The following is a 21,167-nucleotide window of genomic DNA, read 5'->3' as shown; positions in this document are numbered from 1 at the left end:
CTGCGCTGACGTGCGCGCACATTCGGAGGCCAGGTAAGACATGAGTGACGGCGACACAGGCGCCACTCCTGGTCCTCGGCGCAGTTCCGACGGCACTGAGGACCGGCTTACCGCAAACCCGCATCCATTGCCAGGCGCCGCGCCGTGGGAGCGGTTTTCGGCGCCGTCGGTCGATGAAGATCTGAGCCGGTGGTCGCCCAAAGCGCAAGATGCCCACGATGAGGAGCGTCCAGAGGAGTCCGGCACTCGCCATGACGGCCCGCTGAGTGTCGCCGAACTGATCGCCAGACTCGGCGCCACGGTTTCCGACCGGCCCACTCCGCACCACGTCGCGGAGGAGCCCCACGAATCCGCAGACCCAGAAGACCCGGAAGACCCTGAAGCGCACCCGGCAGCAGACCCGGCACCGGAGTCCGCCGAACTCACCGACGACCTGTCCGACACGCAGGTTCTGCCGATCCCAGCGTATTCGCTGCAACTGCTTTCGGAATTGCCCGATCTCGGGGCGGCCAACTATCCGCACGATCCCGACGACGAAGCCATCGGACCCGAGCCGGGTGCGGCCAAGACGCAACGCCGGCGAGCATCCGAGACCGCCGAGGACCGCGCCCCGAAGACGCGCGAACCGAAACGGCGGTCCCGTCGCCGCCCGGCCATGATCGCCGGACGTTCGGCGGCAGCCATCATCGCGCTGCTGTCGTTGGTGTTGACCGGCGCCGCGTACCAGTGGAGTGCGTCGAAGAACAATCAGCTCAACACCGTGAACGCGCTGGACCCGCAGTCGGCCGACATCGTCGACCCCAACGCGCAGTACGGCGACGAGAATTTCCTGATCGTCGGCATGGACTCGCGGCTGGGGGCCAACGCCAACGTGGGGGCCGGTGACACCGAGGACGCCGGCGGTGCCCGGTCGGACACGGTGATGCTGGTCAACATCCCCGCCGACCGCAAACGCGTGGTCGCCGTGTCGTTCCCGCGTGACCTGGCGATCAACCCGATCCAGTGCGAAGCCTGGAACCCGGAAACGGGCAAGTATGGCCCCATCTACGACCCCAAGACCGGCAAGACGGGTCCGCGCATGGTGTACACCGAGACCAAGCTGAACTCGGCGTTCTCCTTCGGCGGCCCCAAATGTCTGGTCAAGGTCATCCAGAAACTCTCCGGGTTGAGCGTGAACCGGTTCATCGCCATCGACTTCGTCGGGTTCGGCCGGATGGTCGAGGCGCTCGGCGGCGTCGAGGTCTGCAGCACCACGGCGCTGCGGGACTACGAGTTGGGCACCGTGCTCGACCACGCCGGTCGGCAGGTCATCGACGGGCCCACCGCGCTGAACTATGTCCGCGCGCGCCAGGTCACCACCGAGAGCAACGGCGACTACGGCCGCATCAAGCGTCAGCAGCTGTTCCTGTCCTCGCTGCTCCGCGCGATGATCTCCGAGGACACGTTGATGAACCTCAACAAGCTCAACAACGTCGTCAACATGTTCATCGCCAACAGCTACGTCGACAACGTCAAGACCAGGGACCTGGTCGAGCTGGGCCGATCCCTGCAGCACATGGCGGCCGGCCACGTCACGTTCGTCACCGTACCCACCGGAATCACCGACCAGGACGGCAATGAGCCGCCCCGGACAGCCGACATGAAAGCGCTGTTCACGGCCATCATCAACGACGATCCCCTGCCGTTGGAGAACGACCACAACGCGCAGACGCTGGGGACTTCGCGTACGCCGGGCACCACGTCGGGACCCTCGACCACCAAGAAGACGCCCGAGGCGGCCCCGACCAACGAGACGCACCGCGAGCAGGTGGTGACCACCTCCCCGCAAGAGGTCACCGTGCAGGTCTCCAACGGCACCAGCACTTCCGGTTTGGCGGCCACCGCAGCCAGCCAGCTCAAGCGCAACGGTTTCAACGTGATGACACCCGACGACTATCCGAACACGCTGAAGGCCACCACGGTGTTCTTCTCGCCCGGCAACGAACAGGCTGCCGCGACGGTCGCCGCGGCGTTCGGCAACTCCAGGGTGGAACGGGTCACCGGAATCGGTTCGGTGGTCCAGGTGGTGATCGGCCCGGACTTCAGCGCGGTGAGCGCCCCGCCGCCCAGCGGATCCTCGGTCAGCATGCAGATCAGCCGCAACTCCGGCAGCACGCCGACCAGGCTGCCCGAAGACCTCACGGTGACCAATGCGGCCGACACCACCTGCGAGTAGTCGCCCACGTGGTGCTTAACCACAATTCGGCGTTATAGAACGTAGTCTTTACCCATGCGCACCGCTTACCATGAGCAGCTCACGGAACTCTCCGAGCGGCTCGGCCAGATGTGTGGCCTGGCGGGGATGGCGATGGAGCGGGCCACCCAGTCCCTGTTGCAAGCCGATCTCGTGCTGGCCGAACAGGTGATCACCGACCACGAGCAGATCTCGGCGCTGAGCACCCAGGCCGAGGAGAGCGCCTTCGTCCTGTTGGCCCTGCAGGCCCCGGTTGCCGGGGATCTCCGGTCCATCGTGAGCGCGATTCAGATCGTGGCGGACATCGACCGGATGGGCGCGCTGGCACTGCACGTCGCCAAGATCGCCCGCCGCCGGCACCCGCAGCACGCGCTGCCCGAAGAGGTCAACGGGTACTTCGCCGAAATGGGCAGAGTCGCAGTCGAATTGGGCACCAGCGCGCAAGAGGTGCTGCAGACCCGAGACCCGGAGAAGGCCGCGCGGATCCGCGAAGAAGACGACGCGATGGACGACTTGCACCGGCACCTGTTCAGCGTGCTGATGGACCGGGAATGGAAGCACGGGGTGGCGGCCGCAGTCGACGTGACCTTGCTGGGCCGCTTCTACGAGCGTTTCGCCGACCACGCGGTCGAGGTCGCCCGCCGGGTCATCTTCCAGGCCACCGGCACGATGTAGGACGCTCAGCCGAATCGGCCGGAGATGTAGTCCTCGGTGGCTTTCTGGGTCGGGTTGGAGAAGATCTTCTCGGTGTCGTCGATCTCGACCAAGCGACCCGGTTTGCCGGTGGCCTCCAAGTTGAAGAACGCGGTCTGGTCACTCACCCGGGCGGCCTGCTGCATGTTGTGGGTCACGATGACGATGGTGTAGTCCTGCTTCAACTCGCTGATCAGTTCCTCGATCGCCATGGTCGAGATGGGATCCAGCGCCGAACAGGGCTCGTCCATCAGCAGCACGTCGGGTTGTACCGCGATGGCACGCGCGATACACAGTCGCTGCTGTTGCCCGCCGGACAATCCGCCGCCGGGCCTGTCCAACCGGTTCTTCACCTCGTCCCACAGGTTCGCGCCGCGCAGCGAGTGTTCGGCGGTCTCGGCCAGCAGCTTGCGGTTACGCACGCCCTGCAACTTCAGGCCGGCCACCACGTTGTCCCGAATCGACATGGCCGGGAACGGATTCGGCCGCTGAAAGACCATCCCGATCGCCCGGCGCACCCCCACCGGGTCGATGCGCGAGCCGTAGATGTCCTCGTCGTCGAGCAGCACGCTGCCCTGGACCCGCGCACCGGGGATGACCTCATGCATCCGGTTCAACGTGCGCAGCACGGTCGTCTTGCCGCAGCCGGACGGGCCGATGAACGCGGTCACGCTGCGCGGCAGAACCGACAGCGACACGTCGGCGACCGCGTGGAACGACCCGTAGTAGATGTTGACCTCTTTGAGGTCCAACCGTTTGGCCACGTAAAACAGCTCCTGCCTAGGTTCTCTTCGGGCCGAAGATCCGTGCGACCACCCTGGCCCCGATATTGATCATCGCAATCAACACGATCAATGTCAGCGCGGCACCCCACAGTCGGTCGGTCGGGACTGAACTGGTGCCCGCCCCGGCTGTCGTCTGGTCATAGATCATGCCGGGCAACGTCCCCATGTAGTCGCTGGAGACGTCGAAATTCGTGGCGTGGAAATAGCCGACCAGAACCAGCAACGGCGACGTCTCACCCAGTACCCGACCGAGCGCCAGCAGGATTCCGGTCAAGATGCCGGCGCGACCGGTGGGCAGCACCACCCGGGTGATGGTCCTCCACTTCGGTACCCCCAGAGCGTAGCTGGCTTCACGCAGGTCCTTCGGGACGCTGCGCAGCATCTCTTCGGTCGCCCGGGCGATCACCGGCAGCATCAGCAACACCAGCGCCAACGCCGCCGCGAATATCGAACGGCGCAGACCCAGGACCGCGACCCACACCGCATAGACGAACAACGCCGCCACGATCGAAGGAAGGCCGGCCAGGATGTCGACGGTGAACGTGACCAGGCGGGCCAGCCTGCTGCTGCCGCCGTATTCGACCAGGTAGATCCCGACCAGGACACCGAATGGAACAGAGATCACCGCACACACCAGACCCAGCAGCAGGGTGCCCACGATCGCGTGGTAGGCACCCCCGCCGGTCTCGACGGCCGTCCTGCCCTCCTCGGAGTTGATCCACCAACTGCTCACGGTGAGCGCCTTGAATCCGCGCAGCAGCACCGAGGACAACACCCACAGCAGCGATGTCAACGCGATCACCATCGACAGGCAGACCAACACGGTGGCCGCCGTGTCGGCGATGCGACGGCGCCGGCTGAGTCCGGAAATCCTCCGCCATTTCAGCGGACGGTCCAGCATCGAGGTCATTGCGCTCTCCCGGCGTGCGGCCGGGTCGCGGCTCGGCGGGCCCGCGCGTTGACCACGAAGGTGAGCGCGAACAGCACCAGGCCCGCGGCCATGTACGCGCCGACCTGGTACTTGTTGTCGAATTGGGGTGCGTTGGCGGCGATCTTGGTGGCGAACGTGGAGCCGCCGTCGAACAGTGACCACCCGAATGCCTCCCGGGTGCCGCGCAAGATGATCAGCAGCGCGACCGTCTCACCCAGCGCCCGGCCCAAGCCCAGGATTCCGCCACTGACGAAGCCGGATCTGCCGAACGGAAGGACGGTCGTCTTGACCACTTCCCAGCGGGTGGCGCCGAGCGCCATAGCGGCCTCGATGTGGTCCTGCGGTGTCTGCACGAACACTTCGCGGGTGACGGCGGTGACGATCGGCAGGATCATCACTGCCAAGACCATCCCGCCGGTGAAGATGGTGCCGTCGCTCACCGATGCGCTGCCGGTGGCGAACAGAAACCAGTGCCCCAGATGGGTATTCAGCCAGATCGCCAGGGGACGCAGCTCGGGCGCCAGCACGTGCAGTCCCCAGACGCCGTAGATGACGGACGGCACCGCGGCCAACAGATCCACGGTGTGCGACATCGGCGCGGCCAGTTTGCGCGGGGCGTACTGGGTGAGATAGATCGCCACGCCCAGCGCCACCGGCATGGCCACAACCAGGGCGAACACCGACACGAACAGCGTCACCTGCAGCTGTTCGGCGATGCCGAAGCGCATCGCGGCGGCGTCGGAGGTGACCCAGCGGCCGCCGTAGGTGAAGAAGTTCTCCCGGTTGCGCACCAGCGCCGGCACCGCCCGCCACAGCAGGAAGATGCCGATCGCCGCGATCAGCGCGACCATCAACCCACCGGCACCCTCCGAAATCCGTCGGAAGATCCGATCCCCCACGTGCCGGCCGGATTGGCCGAGCAGGCGGCCCGAGACGGCCGACGGCACGGCGACGACCTGGCCCGAGCCTGCGTCGGCTGGGTCTGGCGTCACTGTGATCCCGTCAATTCCCCGTCACCGCGGCCCGGCCGAGCCTCGGTCGCCATGTCACCGCAACCCGTCGATCGCGGTGACCAGGCGCGCCTCGACCTTATCCGGCGGCCGCGTAGGCCGTGTCGACGCTGTAGACGGTGAAGTCCGTCTTCTCATAGGTGCGCACCGCGGCTTTGTTGTCGGATTCGACGTAGAGCAGCGCCGTGGGATCAGGCCGGTCGGCCAGTCGCCGCGCCAGCGAGGCCAGGCCGATCGACGTCAGCGCCTGACCCAGGCCCCGGCCCTGCGCCGCAGGATCCACACCCAGCACGTAGACCTCCCCCAACCCGGCCGGGTCCGGATGCACCTTGGTCCAGTGGAAACCCAGCAAGGTGTCGTGCTGATCCTCGAAGGCCAGGAACAGGCCGTCCGGGTCGAACCACGGCTCGGCGCGCCGCTCGTCCAGCTCACGTTCGGTCCAGCCACCCTGTTCCGGATGGTAGGAGAACGCGGCGTTGTTCACCCGCAACAGTTCGGCATCGTCGTCCGGGCCGGCGTAAGTGCGGATCCGCAGCCCGTCCGGGATCGTCGGCTCGGGGACATCGCGCAGCGGGCGCCGCATCTGCAACAGTTCCCGAACGGCGACCAGACCCAGAGCCGACGCGGTGGCTGTGGCCGACTCGAGCGTGCCATGCGCCCAGAACTGGTTGCCCCGGCCGGTCTTGTGCAGCGCCGCGCGCGCCAGCGCCGCACCGATCCCCTGGCGCCGGTGCCGGGGGTGCACCACCAATTCGGCCATCGCGGCGGCGTCCTCGCGGGACGGACTGAGGTTGAGGTAGCCGACAATGGCGTCGCCGGCATCGGAAGCCAACAGGTGCTCGGTGCGATCGTGCGCCAATTCGCGCAGCACCTGTTCACCGACGGGCGACACCGCATCGAATTCCGTTGCGGCACTGATGATATCGCGGACAGCCTGCTGCTGGCCGGCGGTCAGGACCGGGCGCCAGTCCAGCGTCGTCACTGGGTGCGCAGCGGGTCGGGAAGGGGATCGGGGGCACCGTCGCGGTTTACCTCCGGCTCGGCGTCGGCGTCGTCGGGCTCGGTGGCCGCGACCCGGCCGCGCGCGGGTCGCACCGCCTTGTAGCCGACGTTGCGGACCGTGCCGATCAGCGCTTCGTGCTCGGATCCGAGTTTTGCCCGCAGCCGCCGGACGTGGACGTCGACGGTGCGGGTGCCGCCGAAGAAGTCGTATCCCCACACCTCGTGCAGCAACTGCGCGCGGGTGAATACCCGGCCGGCGTGCTGCGCCAGGTACTTGAGCAGTTCGAACTCTTTGTAGGTCAGGTCGAGCGGGCGACCCCGCAAGCGGGCCGTGTAGGTGCCTTCGTCGATCACCAGCTCACCCAGGCTCACCTTGCCGATGCTCTCCTGATCGGCCAGACCTCCGCGGCGCCCCACTACCAGCCGCAGCCGGGCATCGATCTCGGCCGGTCCGGTGCTGGGCAACAGGATCTCGTCCAGACCCCAGTCGGCGCTGACCGCCACCAGACCGCCTTCGCTCACCACCGCCAGCACCGGCACCGCTCGGCCCGCGGTGCTCAGCAGGCGGCACAGCCCGCGCGCCGCCGAGAGATCGTTGCGCGCGTCGACGAGCACGGCGTCGGCGTTACCCGCCTCCAACAGTGAGGACGCCTCCGCCGGCGCCGTCCGCACGGAATGAGGGAGCAGCGACAGCGACGGCAGGACAGGATCGGAATACAGCTCCGAGGTCAGCAGTAGTAGTTCCAACAAGCCCCTCCAGCGTTGTGGGCAAGGCCTCCAGATTCATCGCGACACATGACGTTAGCGGCCAGAACATCTAACGATAACGTGCAACGTGGCTTTTGGCCTTCCGACGTGGTCTTTCGCACCTGGCCCATACCGCCGGAACCCGCCGGTGCCGCTTGCCGGGCACGGCCTGCCACGGCGGCCGCTGCGCTGTGCGTCGCTCCCTTCCCCCGCCATCCGGACGGTGTTGTCGCGCCGGGCGCGCGACGCCCCTACCGGGACCGATGCCGGATGCGACGGCGCTTTGGAACCGGGATGCGACACCACCGAATCATCGAACCCTCGGTGATTGTCACCCCGACTGTCGACGGCTCGGCCGGTGTCGCAGCCGTGCGAGGCGTTGTGACCAAAGCAACACGGCCGACGAGCGGTGTCACAATGACTCGGTGCGCAGGATCCTGGTCGGTGCGGCCGCCGTGACGATCGCCGTCGTGCTCGGCGCGTTGAGTGTCGACTACGGCGCGAGCATCTTCGCCGAATACCGCCTCTCGGCTGCCGTCCGCAGAGCCGCCGACCTGGAATCGGACCCGTTCGTGGCCATCCTGGCCTTCCCGTTCATCCCGCAGGCGATGCGCCAGCACTACAACGAACTGGAGATAAAGGCCAGCGGCGTCGATCAACCGGGGGTCGGCCGGGCCACCCTCGAGGCGACCATGCATTCGATCGGACTCGCCGACTCATCCTGGCTGATCAGACCGGACGCCAAGCTGCCGGTGCGCGAACTGGAAAGCCGCATCATCATCGACTCGGTGCATCTGGGCCGATATCTGGGCATCACCGACCTGATGGTGGAGACGCCGCCCCAGGAGTCCAACGACGCCACCGGCGGAACCACCGAGTCTGGAATATCCGGCAGCCACGGGCTGGTGTTCAGCGGTACTCCGAAATCGGCGGCTTTCGATCACCGGGTCAGCGTCTCGGTAGACCTGTCCATCGCCTCGGATGATTCGGCGACGCTGGTCATCACCCCCACCGGCGTGCTCCTCGGCCCAAACACCGCCGACCAGGTTGTCCCGGACGACAAGCGGACGGCCGTGCTGCGCGCGTTCAGCGGCAGGTTGCCCGGCCAGAAGTTGCCGTTCGGAGTGGGACCGACCACCGTCGGGGCCCGCGGCTCCGACGTCATCATCGAAGGCATCACCTACGACGTCGCCGTCCGGCTGGTGGAATTCAAACAGTCGTGAATCGGCCGGTTGGCGGCCGTAATGCCGTTGTTGGCTTCATCACTGTGTCATTGGGTAAGCTGTCCGACGTGTCAGCCCGCACCGAGCTCTTGCTCTCCAAGTGCCGCACAGTGGATCTGTGCCGCACCGCGGGTTGTTGCTGTTGCTGTAGCTGCTGAGTAGCCGCGCCTTTCTGCGCAGCACTCGGAGCAGCCCGGAGCTCTCACCGCGGCATGTCTCCTTACGCGCAACAGGCATACCTAGGAGTAAATCCGTGTCGAGCACTGATACCACCCGAGTGCGTGGACGTCCGCGCCAAGCGGTCAGGTAGTGCCCGAAATCCATCAATAGAAATCGAAAGGATCCACCATGGCACGCTCCGACGTCCTGGTCTCTGCCGACTGGGCGGAGAGCAACCTGGATGCCGAAGACATCGTCTTCGTCGAGGTCGACGAGGACACCAGCGCTTACGACGGCGGTCACATCCCGGGCGCGATCAAGCTGGACTGGCGCACCGACCTGCAGGACCCGGTCAAACGCGACTTCGTCGACGCCGAGCAGTTCTCCAAGCTGCTGTCTGACCGCGGCATCTCCAACGACGACACCGTGATCCTCTACGGCGGCAACAACAACTGGTTCGCGGCCTACGCGTACTGGTACTTCAAGCTGTACGGTCACCAGAACGTCAAGCTGCTCGACGGTGGCCGCAAGAAGTGGGAACTCGACGGCCGCCCCCTGTCCGGCGACGCCGTCAGCCGACCGGCCACCTCCTACTCCGCGTCCGCGCCGGACAACACCATCCGCGCGTTCCGGGACGAGGTCATCTCGGCCATCGGCGTCAAGAATCTCGTCGACGTGCGGTCCCCCGACGAGTTCTCCGGCAAGATCCTGGCCCCGGCTCACCTGCCGCAGGAACAGAGCCAGCGGCCCGGCCACGTCCCGAGCGCCATCAACGTGCCGTGGAGCAAGGCGGCCAACGAGGACGGCACCTTCAAGTCCGACGACGAGCTGGCCAAGCTGTACGCCGACGCCGGCCTGGACGGCTCGAAGGAGACGATTGCCTACTGTCGAATCGGGGAACGATCGTCGCACACCTGGTTCGTGCTGCAGGAATTGCTCGGACACCAGAACGTCAAGAACTACGACGGCAGTTGGACGGAATACGGCTCCCTGGTGGGCGCCCCGATCGAGTTGGGAAGCTGACATGTGCTCTGCACCGAAACAAGGACTGACGTTGCCGGCCAGCGTCGACCTGGAGAAGGAAACGGTGATCACCGGTCGCGTCGTCGACCGGGACGGACAAGCCGTCGGCGGCGCGTTCGTGCGGTTGTTGGACTCCTCCGACGAGTTCACCGCGGAGGTCGTCGCGTCGGCCACCGGTGACTTCCGCTTCTTCGCCGCGCCGGGATCGTGGACACTGCGGGCATTGTCCAAATTGGGCAATGGAGACGCCGCGGTGGCGCCGTCGGGCGCGGGCGTCCACGAGGTGGACATCAAAATCGCCTGACGGGTCGGTCACATCAGCGCCCAGATGTACCAGCCCGAGCAACAGGTGAGAATAGACTCGTCCCCGTGGTGCTGTTCTTCGAGATCATGCTGGTCGTGGCGACCGGGGTCATCTCCTGGTTTGCGCTGTATGCGCTGTACCGGTTGATCACCGACGAGTCGTGACCCCGACCGAGGGCGATGACGCGGCAGGCGGTTCCGAGGTCGCCGGTTCGGCGGATCGTGCCGTCGCCGCCGCGGCCGAACGCGCCAAACTGACCGCCGCGCGCAATATTCCGGCGTTCGACGACCTGCCGCTACCCGCGGACACCGCCAACCTGCGCGAGGGTGCCAGCCTGAACGACGCATTGCTGGCGTTGCTGCCGCTGGTCGGGGTCTGGCGCGGCGAAGGCGAGGGTCGCGGGAGCCACGGCGACTACCGCTTCGGCCAGCAGATCGTGGTCTCCCACGACGGGGGCGACTACCTGAACTGGGAAGCCCGGTCGTGGCGGCTCACCGAGTCGGGCGACTACGGAGAGCCCGGTCTGCGCGAGACGGGCTTCTGGCGCTTCGTCAGCGACCCGGACGATCCGACCGAGTCCACCGCGATCGAACTCTTATTGGCGCACTCGTCGGGATACGTCGAGCTCTTCTATGGGCGACCACTCACCCAGTCGTCGTGGGAGTTGGCCACCGACGCCCTGGCGCGCAGCCGGTCGGGGGTGCTGGTCGGCGGCGCCAAGCGGTTGTACGGCATCGTCGAGGGCGGCGACCTGGGTTACGTCGAGGAACGCGTCGACGCCGACGGCGCCTTGGTGCCGCATCTGTCGGCGCGCCTGGCTCGCTACGTCGGCTGATCGCCTCCCGCCGCAATGGCTGGCCCGGGAAATGGAGCGGCCCCCGAGCCATATTCCGGTTGGACAGACCGGAAGCTCGAGGGCCGGGTGACTGCGGGAAATTCGCCAGCGCGCGTTGATCGCTGACTCTTCCGAGCCAATGCAGCTAGCGCGCAGCCACCTCACATGTCCATGAAGCTATCAATTTCGCGGACCACCTCCTTTCCTGTGTACTGACGAAGCTACCACCGACCCCGAAACGGTTGCCAGCCATTAAATTTCGGCCGCTACCGGCCGGCCCGGTCGCTGACTATCGCGTCGTCGATCAACTCGGCGAACGTGGGCGCGAAGGGCGCGGGGGGCAGCAGCCGACCGTCCAGAGTGTGCACCCGGGCCGCCAGCGTCATGCTCGATATCAACCAAACACCCTGAGCCGCAAACAGATCCGCAACCCGAAGGGCACGGTAGTCGCAGTCGTAGCCGTTGCCGCGCGCGACCTCGAACAGCGCTTGTTGGGTGGTTCCCCGCAGGATGGGAAACCACGGCGGCGGGGTCAACAGACAGGGCTTGCCGTTCTCGCCGTCGGTCGCGATGACCACCGTCGAGCGCGGACCCTCCAGGACGTAACCGTCGGTGCTGACGAACACGACATCACCCGCGCCCCGGCGGGACGCGTGGCGCAACACCGCCATGTTCACCGCGTAAGACAGCGTCTTGGCGCCGGCCAGCAGCCAGGGCATCGCATCGATTCCCTTGGCCGGCAACCCTCTTTCGAGGGTGATCGCCGATACGCCGTCACGGCGCACCGCGGCCACTCGTTCCGGCACCTGGTTGACCGCGACGTAGCCGGTCGGGGCCGAACCGCTCTCCCGGCCGCGGCTGTAGACCAGCCGCATCGCGGCTTCCGCACCGGTGGTCGCGACCCACTGTCGGGTCGCGACGTCGATCGCGCGACGCCAGCCGGGCAAATCAGGTTCGGGTAGGTCCATCAGCTTGGCGGACTGGGTCAGCCGTTGCAGGTGCGACTCGATCAGGCATGCCCTGCCGTCGCGCACCAGCAGCGTCTCGAACACCCCGTCACCGCGGACCGCGGCCAGGTCGTCGGCGTGCAGCAGCGGCGTTCCCGGATCGACGATCGCGCCGTCGAGCGTGACAACCACAGCGGCCATGAGGGGTCAGCCTAGCTACCCCGTCGTTCCCGGCGTGTGTCGCGCTGGCGTGACTGTCGACGTCGAGCGTCACGCCAGCGTGACGTTCGGGCGGCCCAGAGCCGTCGCCGTAAGGTTGACGTGTGAACCCAGTCCCTGCCCCGGATCCCGGACCCGACACCGGTGCGATCTGGCATTACGGTGATCCGCTGGGTGAACAGCGGGCCGGCGAAACCGACGCCATCCTGGTGGACCGCTCGCATCGCGCCGTGCTGGCCCTGACCGGCAACGACCGGCAATCCTGGCTGCACAACATCTCCAGCCAGCACGTCAGCGCACTGCCCGAAGGCGCGTGCACCCAGAATCTGAGTCTGGACGGGCAAGGCCGGGTCGAGGACCACTGGTTGCAGACCGAGCTGGGCGGCACCACCTACCTCGACACCGAGCCGTGGCGGGGCGAGCCGTTGCTGAACTACCTGTCCAGGATGGTCTTCTGGTCCGACGTCACACCCGCGGCCGCGGACCTGGCGGTGCTGTCGCTGCTCGGTCCACGGCTGGCAGACACAACGGTGCTCGACGCGCTGAGACTGGACGCGCTACCGGCCGAAGGGCACTCGGTGCCGCTGACCGGTGGTGGTTTTGTGCGACGTATGCCCAGCGTTGCGGACGGGCCGGTCGAACTGGACCTGCTGGTGCCGCGCGGCGAATCGGGCGACTGGCAGCGGCGCCTCGGTGTGCGCCCGGCCGGGGTGTGGGCTTATGAAGCTCGTCGGGTGGCCGCCCTGCGTCCGCGGCTGGGCGTGGACACCGACGAGCGCACCATCCCGCACGAAGTGCGCTGGATCGGCGGCCCCGGCGAGGGCGCAGTGCATCTGGACAAGGGCTGCTACCGGGGACAAGAAACGGTCGCGCGGGTGCACAATCTGGGCAAACCGCCCCGGATGCTGGTCCTGCTGCACCTCGACGGCTCGGTGGACCGGCCGTCTACCGGCGACCCGGTCCTTGCCGGTGGGCGCACGGTCGGGCGGCTGGGAACGGTCGTCGAGCACGTCGACCTGGGCCCGATAGCGCTGGCGCTACTCAAACGCGGCATACCCGGCGACACCGAGCTGACGGCCGGCGCCGACGGCGAGGTCGCCGCGGTGATCGACGCCGAATCACTGCCGCCAGTCGACGAGGTGGGCGCCGGACGGCTCGCCGTGGAGCGGCTGCGCGGCGGTGGCCGTTGATCGACTGTGACGTCGACGACATCCCCGGGCCGGTCGGTGTCCCCAGGCAGGGCGAGCCGACGTTCGGGCACCGGGCACGGTAAGCTGTCGGCAGGACAATGACACTAAGAGATCGGAGCCGCCTACTTGTTAGGCCGCTCCGTTATTTCGCGAGGGGGTTCCCCCATGGGCCGCGGCCGGGCTAAGGCAAAGCAGACCAAGGTTGCTCGAGAACTGAAGTACAGCTCCCCGCAGACGGACTTCACGCGGCTGCAGCGCGAGCTGTCAGGGACGAGCACCGATGAGTCGGACCACGCGGACGACGATTCATACGACGACCAGGACGACTGGCGCCGCTAGACCTCACCACCCGACCGTGCCCTGCACATCGCAACGGCACGGTCGGCTTGACGTCTGGGCCTAGAAACGCGGGTGCTGTCCGACGAGCTTGGCCCGAGGGCCCTCTTTTCCTCCCTTGCCCACGGTGCCCAGCACCCAACAGTCCAGGTGCCGCGCGGTCAGTATCGCCTGGGCGCGATCGGTGTCCTCGGGGGCGACGACGGCGATCATGCCCACCCCCATGTTGAAGGTCTTCTCCATCTCGGCCCGCGCTACCCGGCCCCGCTGGGCGATCATGCCGAACACCGGCGCCGGGGTCCATGTGCCGCGGTCCACCTCGGCGACCAGCCCGTGCGGGATGACCCGCGCCAGGTTGCCGGCCAGCCCTCCGCCGGTGACATGGCAGAACGTGCGGACCTGGGTCTCGGCGGCCAGTGCCAGACAGTCTTTGGCGTAGATGACGGTCGGCTCCAGCAGCTCCTCGCCCAGCGTGCGACCGAACTCCTCCACATAACCGGCGAGGTTCATCCGGTCGATCTCGAGGAGAACGGAACGGGCCAGCGAATAACCGTTGGAATGCAGTCCCGAGGATGCCATTGCGATGATGACGTCACCTGGTTTGACGCGCTCGGGGCCCAGCACGTCGTCGGCCTCGACCACGCCGACACCGGTCGCCGAGATGTCGTAGTGGTCCGGTTCCATCAGGCCGGGATGCTCGGCCGTCTCGCCCCCCAACAGGGCGCAGCCCGCCCGCACGCAGCCCTCGGCGATGCCGCTGACGATCGCCGCGACCCGTTCCGGGACAGTGCGGCCCACCGCGATGTAGTCCTGCAGGAACAGCGGCTCGGCGCCACACACGACGAGGTCGTCGACCACCATCGCGACCAGGTCCAGCCCGACGGTGTCGTGCTTGTCCATCGCTTGAGCGACCGCGATCTTGGTGCCGACGCCGTCGGTGGACGCCGCCAGCACCGGTTCGCGGTAGTCGCCACGCAAGGCGAACAGCCCGGCGAATCCGCCCAGCCCACCACGTACCTCGGGTCTGGTGGCCCTGACTGCCAGCGGCTTGAACAAGTCGACGGCGCGGTCACCGGCCTCGATGTCCACCCCGGCCGATGCGTAAGTGACGCCTTCGGGATCCGTCATCGCGATAAAGGCTACCGGTAGCCGGCCACGGCGGTACGCGTCACCACCGATTGCGCGCCGAGAGTCGTAATCGTCAGCGCGAGACGGGAACTTCCGGGACTTGCTGGCCGGACAACTCGCCCAGGCCGGCCCCGCGCGCGGCGGTGGCGAGCATGTGCTCGATCACGTTCTTACCCAGCGCGCTCTCACTCGGCAGCTCGATCGGGTAGGTGCCGTCGAAACACGCCGTGCACAACCGCGAGGCGGGTTGCTCGGTGGCCGCGATCAGCCCGCGCAGCGAGATGTATCCCAGCGTGTCGGCGTTGATCGCGTGCCGCACCGCCTCGAGCATCTCGCCTTCGTCCTCGACGGCGTTGGCGATCAACTCGGCCGGCGACGGGAAGTCGATGCCGTAGAAGCACGGCCATTTCACCGGCGGTGAGGCGATCCGCACGTGCACCTCCACCGCGCCGGCCTCACGCAGCATGCGCACCAGCGCGCGTTGGGTGTTACCTCGCACGATCGAGTCGTCGACGACGATGAGCCGCTTCCCGCGGATCACTTCTTTGAGCGGATTGAGCTTGAGCCGGATGCCGAGCTGCCGGATCGTCTGAGACGGCTGGATGAATGTTCGCCCGACATATGCGTTCTTCATCAGGCCTTGGCCGTAGGGGATGCCCGATTCCTGGGCGTACCCCACCGCGGCGGGTGTGCCGGACTCCGGCACACCTATCACCAGGTCGGCGTCCACCGGGCATTCGCGGGCCAGCCGACGGCCGATCTCCAGCCGGGCACCGTGAATCGACCGCCCGGCGATGACGCTGTCCGGCCGGGCCAGATAGACGTACTCGAAGATGCAGCCCTTGGGCGACGGGTTGGCGAACCGGGTGGACCGCACTCCGTCGGCGTCGATGGCCAGCAGTTCACCGGGCTCGATGTCGCGGACGAAGGAGGCGCCGACGATGTCGAGCGCGGCGGTTTCGGAGGCGACGACCCAGCCGCGGTCGAGCCGGCCCAGCGACAACGGCCGCACCCCGTGCGGGTCGCGACAGGCGTACAGGGTGTTCTCGTCCATGAACGTCAGACAGAACGCACCGCGGACGGTCGGCAGCAGTTCCAGCGCAGCCTGTTCCAGGCTGGAGTCGGCCGCGCCGTGCGCCAGCAGCGCGCCCAGGATGTCGGAGTCGGTGGTCGCCGGCGCCGGGCACCGCCTGGCCATCAGCCCCGCGTCGCGGGCCCGGGCCGCCAGCTCGGCGGCGTTGACCAGATTTCCGTTGTGCCCCAAGGCAACTCCGGTCCCGGCCGCGGTGTTACGGAACACCGGCTGGGCGTTCTCCCAGGTCGTGTCCCCGGTCGTGGAGTAGCGGCAGTGCCCGATCGCGACGTGGCCGTGCATGGCCGCCAACGTCTGCTCGTCGAATACCTGGCTGACCAGACCGAGGTCCTTGAACACCAGAACCTGGGATCCGTCGGCGACCGCGATGCCCGCGGCTTCCTGGCCGCGATGCTGCAACGCATACAGGCCGTAGTACGTGAGCTTGGCGACGTCTTCACCCGGGGCCCAGACCCCGAATACACCGCACTCTTCACGGGGCGAGTTGAAGTCTTCTTCGGGCTGCACGGTCACGGTTTGGCGGCTCCCTGGGGCGCGGGTAGTGACGGTAACGGAGTCTACGGCTTTGCCGCCGGTAGCGACGAATTCGGCGGGCGTGTTATTCCCGTTCATTTTCGGCGTGTCGCGCCAAACACGCAGGTCAAGTCACATATGCACCACCGGTAACAGGTGGCCAATCTCACTCGACCGGCTGCCCGACAGACGCAGCAGACCGCTGAGGGAGGCCTCGTCGAAACCCATCAGCCCCGTGGCCACCAACAGCCACGTGCGCGGGTCGGTCTCCACGACGTTCGGCGGTGTTCCGCGGGTGTGCCGGGGCCCCGCGACGCACTGCACCGCGACGAACGGCGGCACCCGGACTTCGACGCTGGCGCCGGGCGCCAGGGCAGCCAGTGTGCGGGCGGTAAGTCGCACAGCCGTCCCGAGCTCAGCCCGGTCCGGCCCGGGACGGGTCTCGTCGCGTAACCATTCCGCAATGGCCAGCACGGCCTGCCGAGTCTTCGCCGGATCAGCGCTATTCCGGGCAGCCATACCCTAGGGTCTCAGAACTATGGACCCGCGGACGCGGCCACCTTTCAAGACCATCGGCGTGCTCGCGCTGATTGTGCTGGTGATCGTGCTGGGGTCGCTGTATTGGCAATTCCGCGGCAACTTCACCCCGAAGACCAAGTTGACGATGATCGCCCCGCGGGCGGGTCTGGTGATGGACCCCGGCGCCAAGGTCACCTACAACGGCGTGCAGATCGGCCGGGTGTCCCAAATCTCCGAGATCACCCACCACGGCGTCCCGGCAGCGCAGCTGGTGCTGGATATCTATCCGCGCTACATCCCGCAGATCCCGGCCAACGTCGCTGCCGAGATCAAGGCGACGACCGTGTTCGGCAACAAGTACATAGCGCTGAGCTCACCGACATCCGCGCCGTCACCGCAACACGTCACACCCTCGACGGTCATCAACGCGACCCAGGTGACCACCGAGTTCGACACCTTGTTCGAAACTCTCACCGCCATCTCGGAGAAGGTCGACCCGGTCAAGCTCAATCTGACGTTGAACGCCGCCGCGCAGGCGCTGACCGGGTTGGGCGACGAGTTCGGCGCTTCGCTGTCGAATGGCAACGCCATCCTGGATGACCTGAACCCGCGACTGCCGCAGGCCCGCTTGGATATTCAGCGCCTCGCGGCCCTGGGAGACACCTACGCCGACGCCGTCCCAGACGTGGTGGAGGCCCTCGAAGCCGCCGCGACCACGGCCCGCACCGTCGACAGGCAACAAGGTGACCTCGACGAGGCGTTACTGGCCGCCGCGGGCTTGGGCAACATCGGGTCACCGGTATTCGAGCGGGCGGGGCCCTTCCTGACCCGCGGAGCCGTCGACCTGGAACCGACCGCACGGCTCCTCGACGAGTACAGCCCCGAGGTCTTTTGCACATTGCGCAACTACGACCACGTCGCACCCAAAATCCGTGCGGCACTGGGGTTCAACGGCTACGCGCTCGGTGCGAACTCGGCGGGCGGCATCACCGGGGCTCCGCCGCCGTACTTCTACCCGGAGAACCTGCCCCGGGTGAATGCACGCGGCGGCCCCGGCGGCAAACCTGGCTGCTGGCAGCCGGTCACCCGTCAGCTGTGGCCCGCCCCGCTGCTGGTGATGGACGTCGGGGCCAGTCTGGCGCCCTACAACCACTTCGAACTTCCCTCGCCGCTGATGCTCGACTACGTGTGGGGTCGCCAGGTCGGTGACTACACCATCAATCCCTGATCTGTGCCCGCTGCTCTACACCATCAGTAGTCCGCCACGGGGACCGCCGCCGCGGCAGTGCTGGTCGAGAATGGCCAGGGCTTCGCGCAGGAAAGCGTCTCCGTGCCGGATATGGGTCGCCGCCTGCAGCATTCCTGCGGCGTCTTCGGTGCGGGCAGCGGAGATGCAATAGGGCAGACCGATCTCGTAGTCGGTGACTGCCTGCTGCAGCGTTCTGTTCAGCGCCCGCTCCGGACTCGGCAGCTGTTGGTGTAGTTCGCTGACCGCGCCGGCGGCGGATTGGCATGCCGCAGCCGTGGCCGCGACATCGTGGCGGGTGGCAGCAGCGGCAATGGTGTTTCGCTCGGCTACCAGGTGACTGATCAGCGGCTCGGATTTGGTGCGCCATGCCGCCAGCGACTCGGGCGTCGGCACAACCGCTTCGCTGTCCGGTGAATCCGGTTGTTCGGTGCGGTAATGAGCCCAGGCCGACAGAACGGCAATCACGATCAGCAGAACAGTCCAACCCGCCGCCATGACCCGGCGTTCGTGGCCATAACGGTCGATCTTCTGCAGCGAGATACCCGTGTCAGCGCGGTGGAGGCTTGCTGTGGCCATGGCTGCGTCCCTGCCTCTGTGCAATCGAAAATGGCCGGGTGGGGCGGTGCATCTGGCTCAGCTATCCGCAAGATCGAGGACCTCGACGCTCAAGTACCCGCGACTTTCCGCGGTAATCCCGGAAACCGGGTATTTCTTCGCCGGCGGCGTTAGCCGAAGAAGCGCGGCAGCACCGCTTCGGAGGTCTCGCGCAATTCGGCCAAGGGGACGGTGAACAGCCCTTGCACCTCGATGCCGTCCGAGGCCTGGTCGACGACGCCGATGCGGACGGCGGGCAATCCCCGCGCCTCGCACATGGACCGGAACCGGCTCTCCTCGGTGCGGGGCACGGCGACCAGCACCCGTCCGGAGGACTCGGAGAACAATGTCACGAACGGATCTGCTCCCTCGGGAAGCACTATGCGACAACCGGTTTCACCGGCCAGCGCCGCCTCGACGACGGCTTGGGCCAACCCGCCCTCGGAGAGGTCGTGTGCGGCGGTCACCAGTCCGTCCCGGGATGCCGCGCTGAGCACCTCGGCCAGGAGCTTCTCCCGCGCCAGATCCACGGTGGGCGGTCGGCCACCCAGATGGTCGCCGGCGATCTGCGCCCAGACCGATCCGTCGAGTTCGTCGCGGGTATCGCCGAGCAGAATGAGGGTTTCTCCGGGTTCGGCGCCCAACCCCGTCGGGATGCGCCGGCCGACGTCGTCGATCACGCCGAGGACGCCGACTACCGGCGTCGGCAGGATCGCCGATGATCCCGTCTGGTTGTAGAAGCTGACGTTGCCGCCAGTGACCGGGATGCCCAGAGCTGCACAACCATCGGCCAACCCACGCACCGCCTGGGAGAACTGCCACATCACGCCGGGATCTTCGGGCGAACCGAAGTTGAGGCAATTGGTCACCGCGACCGGGGTGGCGCCGGTGACCGCCACGTTGCGGTAGGCCTCGGCCAGCGCGAGCTGTGCACCGGTGTAGGGATCGAGTTGGGTGTAGCGTCCCGACGCGTCGGTGGACAGCGCGATACCGCGGCCGGTCGCCTCGTCGATGCGCAGCACACCGCCGTCGGCGTGCTCGGCGAGCACCGTGTTGCCGCGCACGTAGCGGTCGTACTGTTCGGTGATGAATGCTCGACTGCACAGATGCGGACTGCCAAGCAGCGCAAGCAAAGTCGCGCGCAGCTCGGCACCGGTGGACGGGCGGGGCAGCCCGGCGGACGTGTCGGCGTTGAGGGCATCCTGTGCTTCCGGGCGGGCGACCGGACGCTGATAGACCGGCCCTTCGTGGGCGACCGTGCGCGGCGGTACGTCCACGACCGTCTCCCCGTGCCAGGTGATGCGTAGCCGGTCTCCGTCGGTGACCTCGCCGATGACGGTGGCCAGCACTTCCCATCTGCGGCACACCGCCATGAACGCCTCGACGTTCTCCGGTGCCACCACCGCACACATCCGCTCCTGGGACTCGCTGCACAGCACCTCGGCCGGGGTCATGTCCTTGGCCCGCAGCGGTACGGTGTCCAGATCGATGGCCATGCCACCGTCTCCAGCAGAGGCCAATTCCGAAGTGGCGCATGATAATCCGGCACCGCCCAGGTCTTGGATGCCGATCACCAGACCACCGGCGTAGAGCTCCAGGCAGCACTCGATGAGCACTTTCTCCATGAACGGATCGCCGACCTGCACCGACGGCAGCTTCTTACGTGAGTTTTCGGCGTCAAAGGTGTCCGACGCCAGCACCGACACCCCGCCGATGCCGTCCAGACCGGTCCGCGCCCCGAACAGGATGATCTTGTTCCCGGCGCCCGAGGCGAACGCCAGATGCAGGTCCTCTTGTCGTAGGACACCGACGCACAACGCATTGACCAACGGGTTGCCGGCGTAGCTCGCGTCGAAGACGGTTTCGCCGCCTATGTTGGGCAGTCCCAAGGAGTTTCCGTAGCCGCCGATACCTCGGACCACCCCGTCCACCACGCGACGGGTGTCGGGCGCATCGGCGGCACCGAACCGGAGCTGGTCCATCACCGCCACCGGGCGCGCGCCCATCGCCATGATGTCGCGCACGATGCCACCGACGCCGGTGGCCGCGCCCTGGTAGGGCTCCACATAGGAGGGGTGATTGTGCGACTCCACTTTGAAGGTGACCGCCCAGCCGTCGCCGATGTCGACGACTCCGGCGTTCTCGCCGATGCCGGCCAGCATGCCGGTGCGCATCTCGTCGGTGGTGGTCTCACCGAAGTAGCGCAAATGCACCTTGGAGGACTTGTACGAGCAGTGCTCGCTCCACATCACCGAATACATCGCCAGCTCGGTGTCGGTGGGCCGCCGGCCCAGGATCTCCCGGATCCGCTGGTACTCGTCGTCCTTGAGACCCAACTCGTGGAAGGGTTGCGGCTGGTCGGGGCTGGTAGCGGCGTGCTCGACGGTGTCGATCGATGAGGGCTGCGCGCTCGTCACGCAGTCAGTCTAGGTTC

The 21,167-nt window shown here is 67.1% G+C and carries 20 protein-coding genes; 9 read left to right on the top strand and 11 right to left on the bottom strand.

The window, feature by feature from the left end:
• The first annotated feature begins 40 nt into the window (after positions 1 to 40).
• Both AC5Y4D_RS09490 and phoU read left to right on the top strand, forming a co-directional pair.
• Positions 41 to 2,215, top strand: a complete 2,175-nt coding sequence (locus tag AC5Y4D_RS09490; protein WP_500037023.1) for an LCP family protein — start codon at positions 41 to 43, stop codon at positions 2,213 to 2,215.
• A gap of 54 nt (positions 2,216 to 2,269) precedes the next feature.
• On the top strand, positions 2,270 to 2,908 hold the full coding sequence (gene phoU / locus AC5Y4D_RS09485) for a phosphate signaling complex protein PhoU (RefSeq protein ID WP_499943531.1): 639 nt from the start codon (positions 2,270 to 2,272) through the stop codon (positions 2,906 to 2,908).
• Between the two features lie 5 nt (positions 2,909 to 2,913).
• On the opposite strand, the gene pstB is transcribed toward phoU, so the two are convergent.
• The 5 genes from pstB to AC5Y4D_RS09460 form a co-directional block, all read right to left on the bottom strand.
• Entirely contained in the window at positions 2,914 to 3,690 is a 777-nt protein-coding gene (gene pstB, locus AC5Y4D_RS09480) for a phosphate ABC transporter ATP-binding protein PstB (protein WP_499943532.1), read from the bottom strand.
• Positions 3,691 to 3,706: 16 nt separating this feature from the next.
• The gene (gene pstA, locus AC5Y4D_RS09475; RefSeq protein ID WP_500037022.1) at positions 3,707 to 4,621 is read right to left on the bottom strand and encodes a phosphate ABC transporter permease PstA; all 915 of its coding nucleotides are present in this window, start codon (positions 4,619 to 4,621) and stop codon (positions 3,707 to 3,709) included.
• A complete protein-coding gene (gene pstC, locus AC5Y4D_RS09470) occupies positions 4,618 to 5,640 on the bottom strand; it encodes a phosphate ABC transporter permease subunit PstC (RefSeq protein WP_500037112.1) in 1,023 nt (340 codons plus the stop codon). Before pstC ends, pstA begins: the two co-directional genes overlap by 4 nt.
• Before the next feature lie 91 nt (positions 5,641 to 5,731).
• Entirely contained in the window at positions 5,732 to 6,634 is a 903-nt protein-coding gene (mshD, locus tag AC5Y4D_RS09465; RefSeq protein ID WP_500037021.1) for a mycothiol synthase, read from the bottom strand.
• Positions 6,631 to 7,404: a winged helix-turn-helix transcriptional regulator gene (locus AC5Y4D_RS09460; protein ID WP_500037020.1), complete on the bottom strand. Its 774-nt coding sequence runs from the start codon at positions 7,402 to 7,404 to the stop codon at positions 6,631 to 6,633. Before AC5Y4D_RS09460 ends, mshD begins: the two co-directional genes overlap by 4 nt.
• Positions 7,405 to 7,826: 422 nt before the next feature.
• Between AC5Y4D_RS09460 and lmeA the strand changes: the two genes are divergently transcribed.
• From lmeA to AC5Y4D_RS09440, 4 genes are all read left to right on the top strand, one after another.
• On the top strand, positions 7,827 to 8,624 hold the full coding sequence (gene lmeA / locus AC5Y4D_RS09455; RefSeq protein WP_500037019.1) for a mannan chain length control protein LmeA: 798 nt from the start codon (positions 7,827 to 7,829) through the stop codon (positions 8,622 to 8,624).
• Positions 8,625 to 8,972: 348 nt separating this feature from the next.
• Entirely contained in the window at positions 8,973 to 9,806 is an 834-nt protein-coding gene (locus AC5Y4D_RS09450) for a sulfurtransferase (RefSeq protein ID WP_500037018.1), read from the top strand.
• A 1-nt stretch (position 9,807) separates the two neighbouring features.
• Positions 9,808 to 10,110 (top strand): DUF1416 domain-containing protein, encoded by a 303-nt coding sequence (locus tag AC5Y4D_RS09445; RefSeq protein ID WP_499943539.1) that lies wholly within the window; start codon positions 9,808 to 9,810, stop codon positions 10,108 to 10,110.
• Positions 10,111 to 10,270: 160 nt separating this feature from the next.
• Positions 10,271 to 10,945 carry a heme-binding beta-barrel domain-containing protein gene (locus AC5Y4D_RS09440; RefSeq protein ID WP_500037017.1) on the top strand — a complete coding sequence of 225 codons (675 nt, stop codon included), beginning with the start codon at positions 10,271 to 10,273 and terminating at the stop codon, positions 10,943 to 10,945.
• Between the two features lie 266 nt (positions 10,946 to 11,211).
• On the opposite strand, the gene AC5Y4D_RS09435 is transcribed toward AC5Y4D_RS09440, so the two are convergent.
• A complete protein-coding gene (locus AC5Y4D_RS09435; RefSeq protein ID WP_500037111.1) occupies positions 11,212 to 12,084 on the bottom strand; it encodes an aminodeoxychorismate lyase in 873 nt (290 codons plus the stop codon).
• 131 nt (positions 12,085 to 12,215) lie between these two features.
• Between AC5Y4D_RS09435 and ygfZ the strand changes: the two genes are divergently transcribed.
• Positions 12,216 to 13,301 (top strand): CAF17-like 4Fe-4S cluster assembly/insertion protein YgfZ, encoded by a 1,086-nt coding sequence (gene ygfZ / locus AC5Y4D_RS09430; protein ID WP_500037016.1) that lies wholly within the window; start codon positions 12,216 to 12,218, stop codon positions 13,299 to 13,301.
• A gap of 165 nt (positions 13,302 to 13,466) precedes the next feature.
• A complete protein-coding gene (locus AC5Y4D_RS09425; protein WP_499943543.1) occupies positions 13,467 to 13,640 on the top strand; it encodes a DUF3073 domain-containing protein in 174 nt (57 codons plus the stop codon).
• Between the two features lie 60 nt (positions 13,641 to 13,700).
• Here the strand turns inward: AC5Y4D_RS09425 and purM are convergent, their stop codons facing one another.
• The 3 genes from purM to AC5Y4D_RS09410 all read right to left on the bottom strand — a co-directional run bounded on the left by purM (position 13,701) and on the right by AC5Y4D_RS09410 (position 16,890).
• Positions 13,701 to 14,765: a phosphoribosylformylglycinamidine cyclo-ligase gene (gene purM, locus AC5Y4D_RS09420; RefSeq protein ID WP_500037015.1), complete on the bottom strand. Its 1,065-nt coding sequence runs from the start codon at positions 14,763 to 14,765 to the stop codon at positions 13,701 to 13,703.
• A gap of 73 nt (positions 14,766 to 14,838) precedes the next feature.
• The gene (purF, locus tag AC5Y4D_RS09415; RefSeq protein ID WP_500037014.1) at positions 14,839 to 16,371 is read right to left on the bottom strand and encodes an amidophosphoribosyltransferase; all 1,533 of its coding nucleotides are present in this window, start codon (positions 16,369 to 16,371) and stop codon (positions 14,839 to 14,841) included.
• A 132-nt stretch (positions 16,372 to 16,503) separates the two neighbouring features.
• A complete protein-coding gene (locus AC5Y4D_RS09410; protein WP_500037013.1) occupies positions 16,504 to 16,890 on the bottom strand; it encodes a sterol carrier family protein in 387 nt (128 codons plus the stop codon).
• A 19-nt stretch (positions 16,891 to 16,909) separates the two neighbouring features.
• Here AC5Y4D_RS09410 and AC5Y4D_RS09405 point away from each other — a divergent pair, with 19 nt between their 5' ends.
• A complete protein-coding gene (locus AC5Y4D_RS09405; RefSeq protein WP_500037012.1) occupies positions 16,910 to 18,118 on the top strand; it encodes an MCE family protein in 1,209 nt (402 codons plus the stop codon).
• Positions 18,119 to 18,133: 15 nt separating this feature from the next.
• Here the strand turns inward: AC5Y4D_RS09405 and AC5Y4D_RS09400 are convergent, their stop codons facing one another.
• Together AC5Y4D_RS09400 and purL are read right to left on the bottom strand one after the other, a co-directional pair.
• Positions 18,134 to 18,715: a hypothetical protein gene (locus AC5Y4D_RS09400; protein WP_500037011.1), complete on the bottom strand. Its 582-nt coding sequence runs from the start codon at positions 18,713 to 18,715 to the stop codon at positions 18,134 to 18,136.
• Positions 18,716 to 18,864: 149 nt separating this feature from the next.
• Positions 18,865 to 21,150 (bottom strand): phosphoribosylformylglycinamidine synthase subunit PurL, encoded by a 2,286-nt coding sequence (gene purL, locus AC5Y4D_RS09395; protein ID WP_500037010.1) that lies wholly within the window; start codon positions 21,148 to 21,150, stop codon positions 18,865 to 18,867.
• Positions 21,151 to 21,167 lie beyond the last annotated feature (17 nt).

The organism is Mycobacterium sp. NGS67, assembly GCF_059812185.1.
Note: the sequence above shows the minus strand (reverse complement) of the source record. Positions and strands in the feature narration are given on the sequence as shown.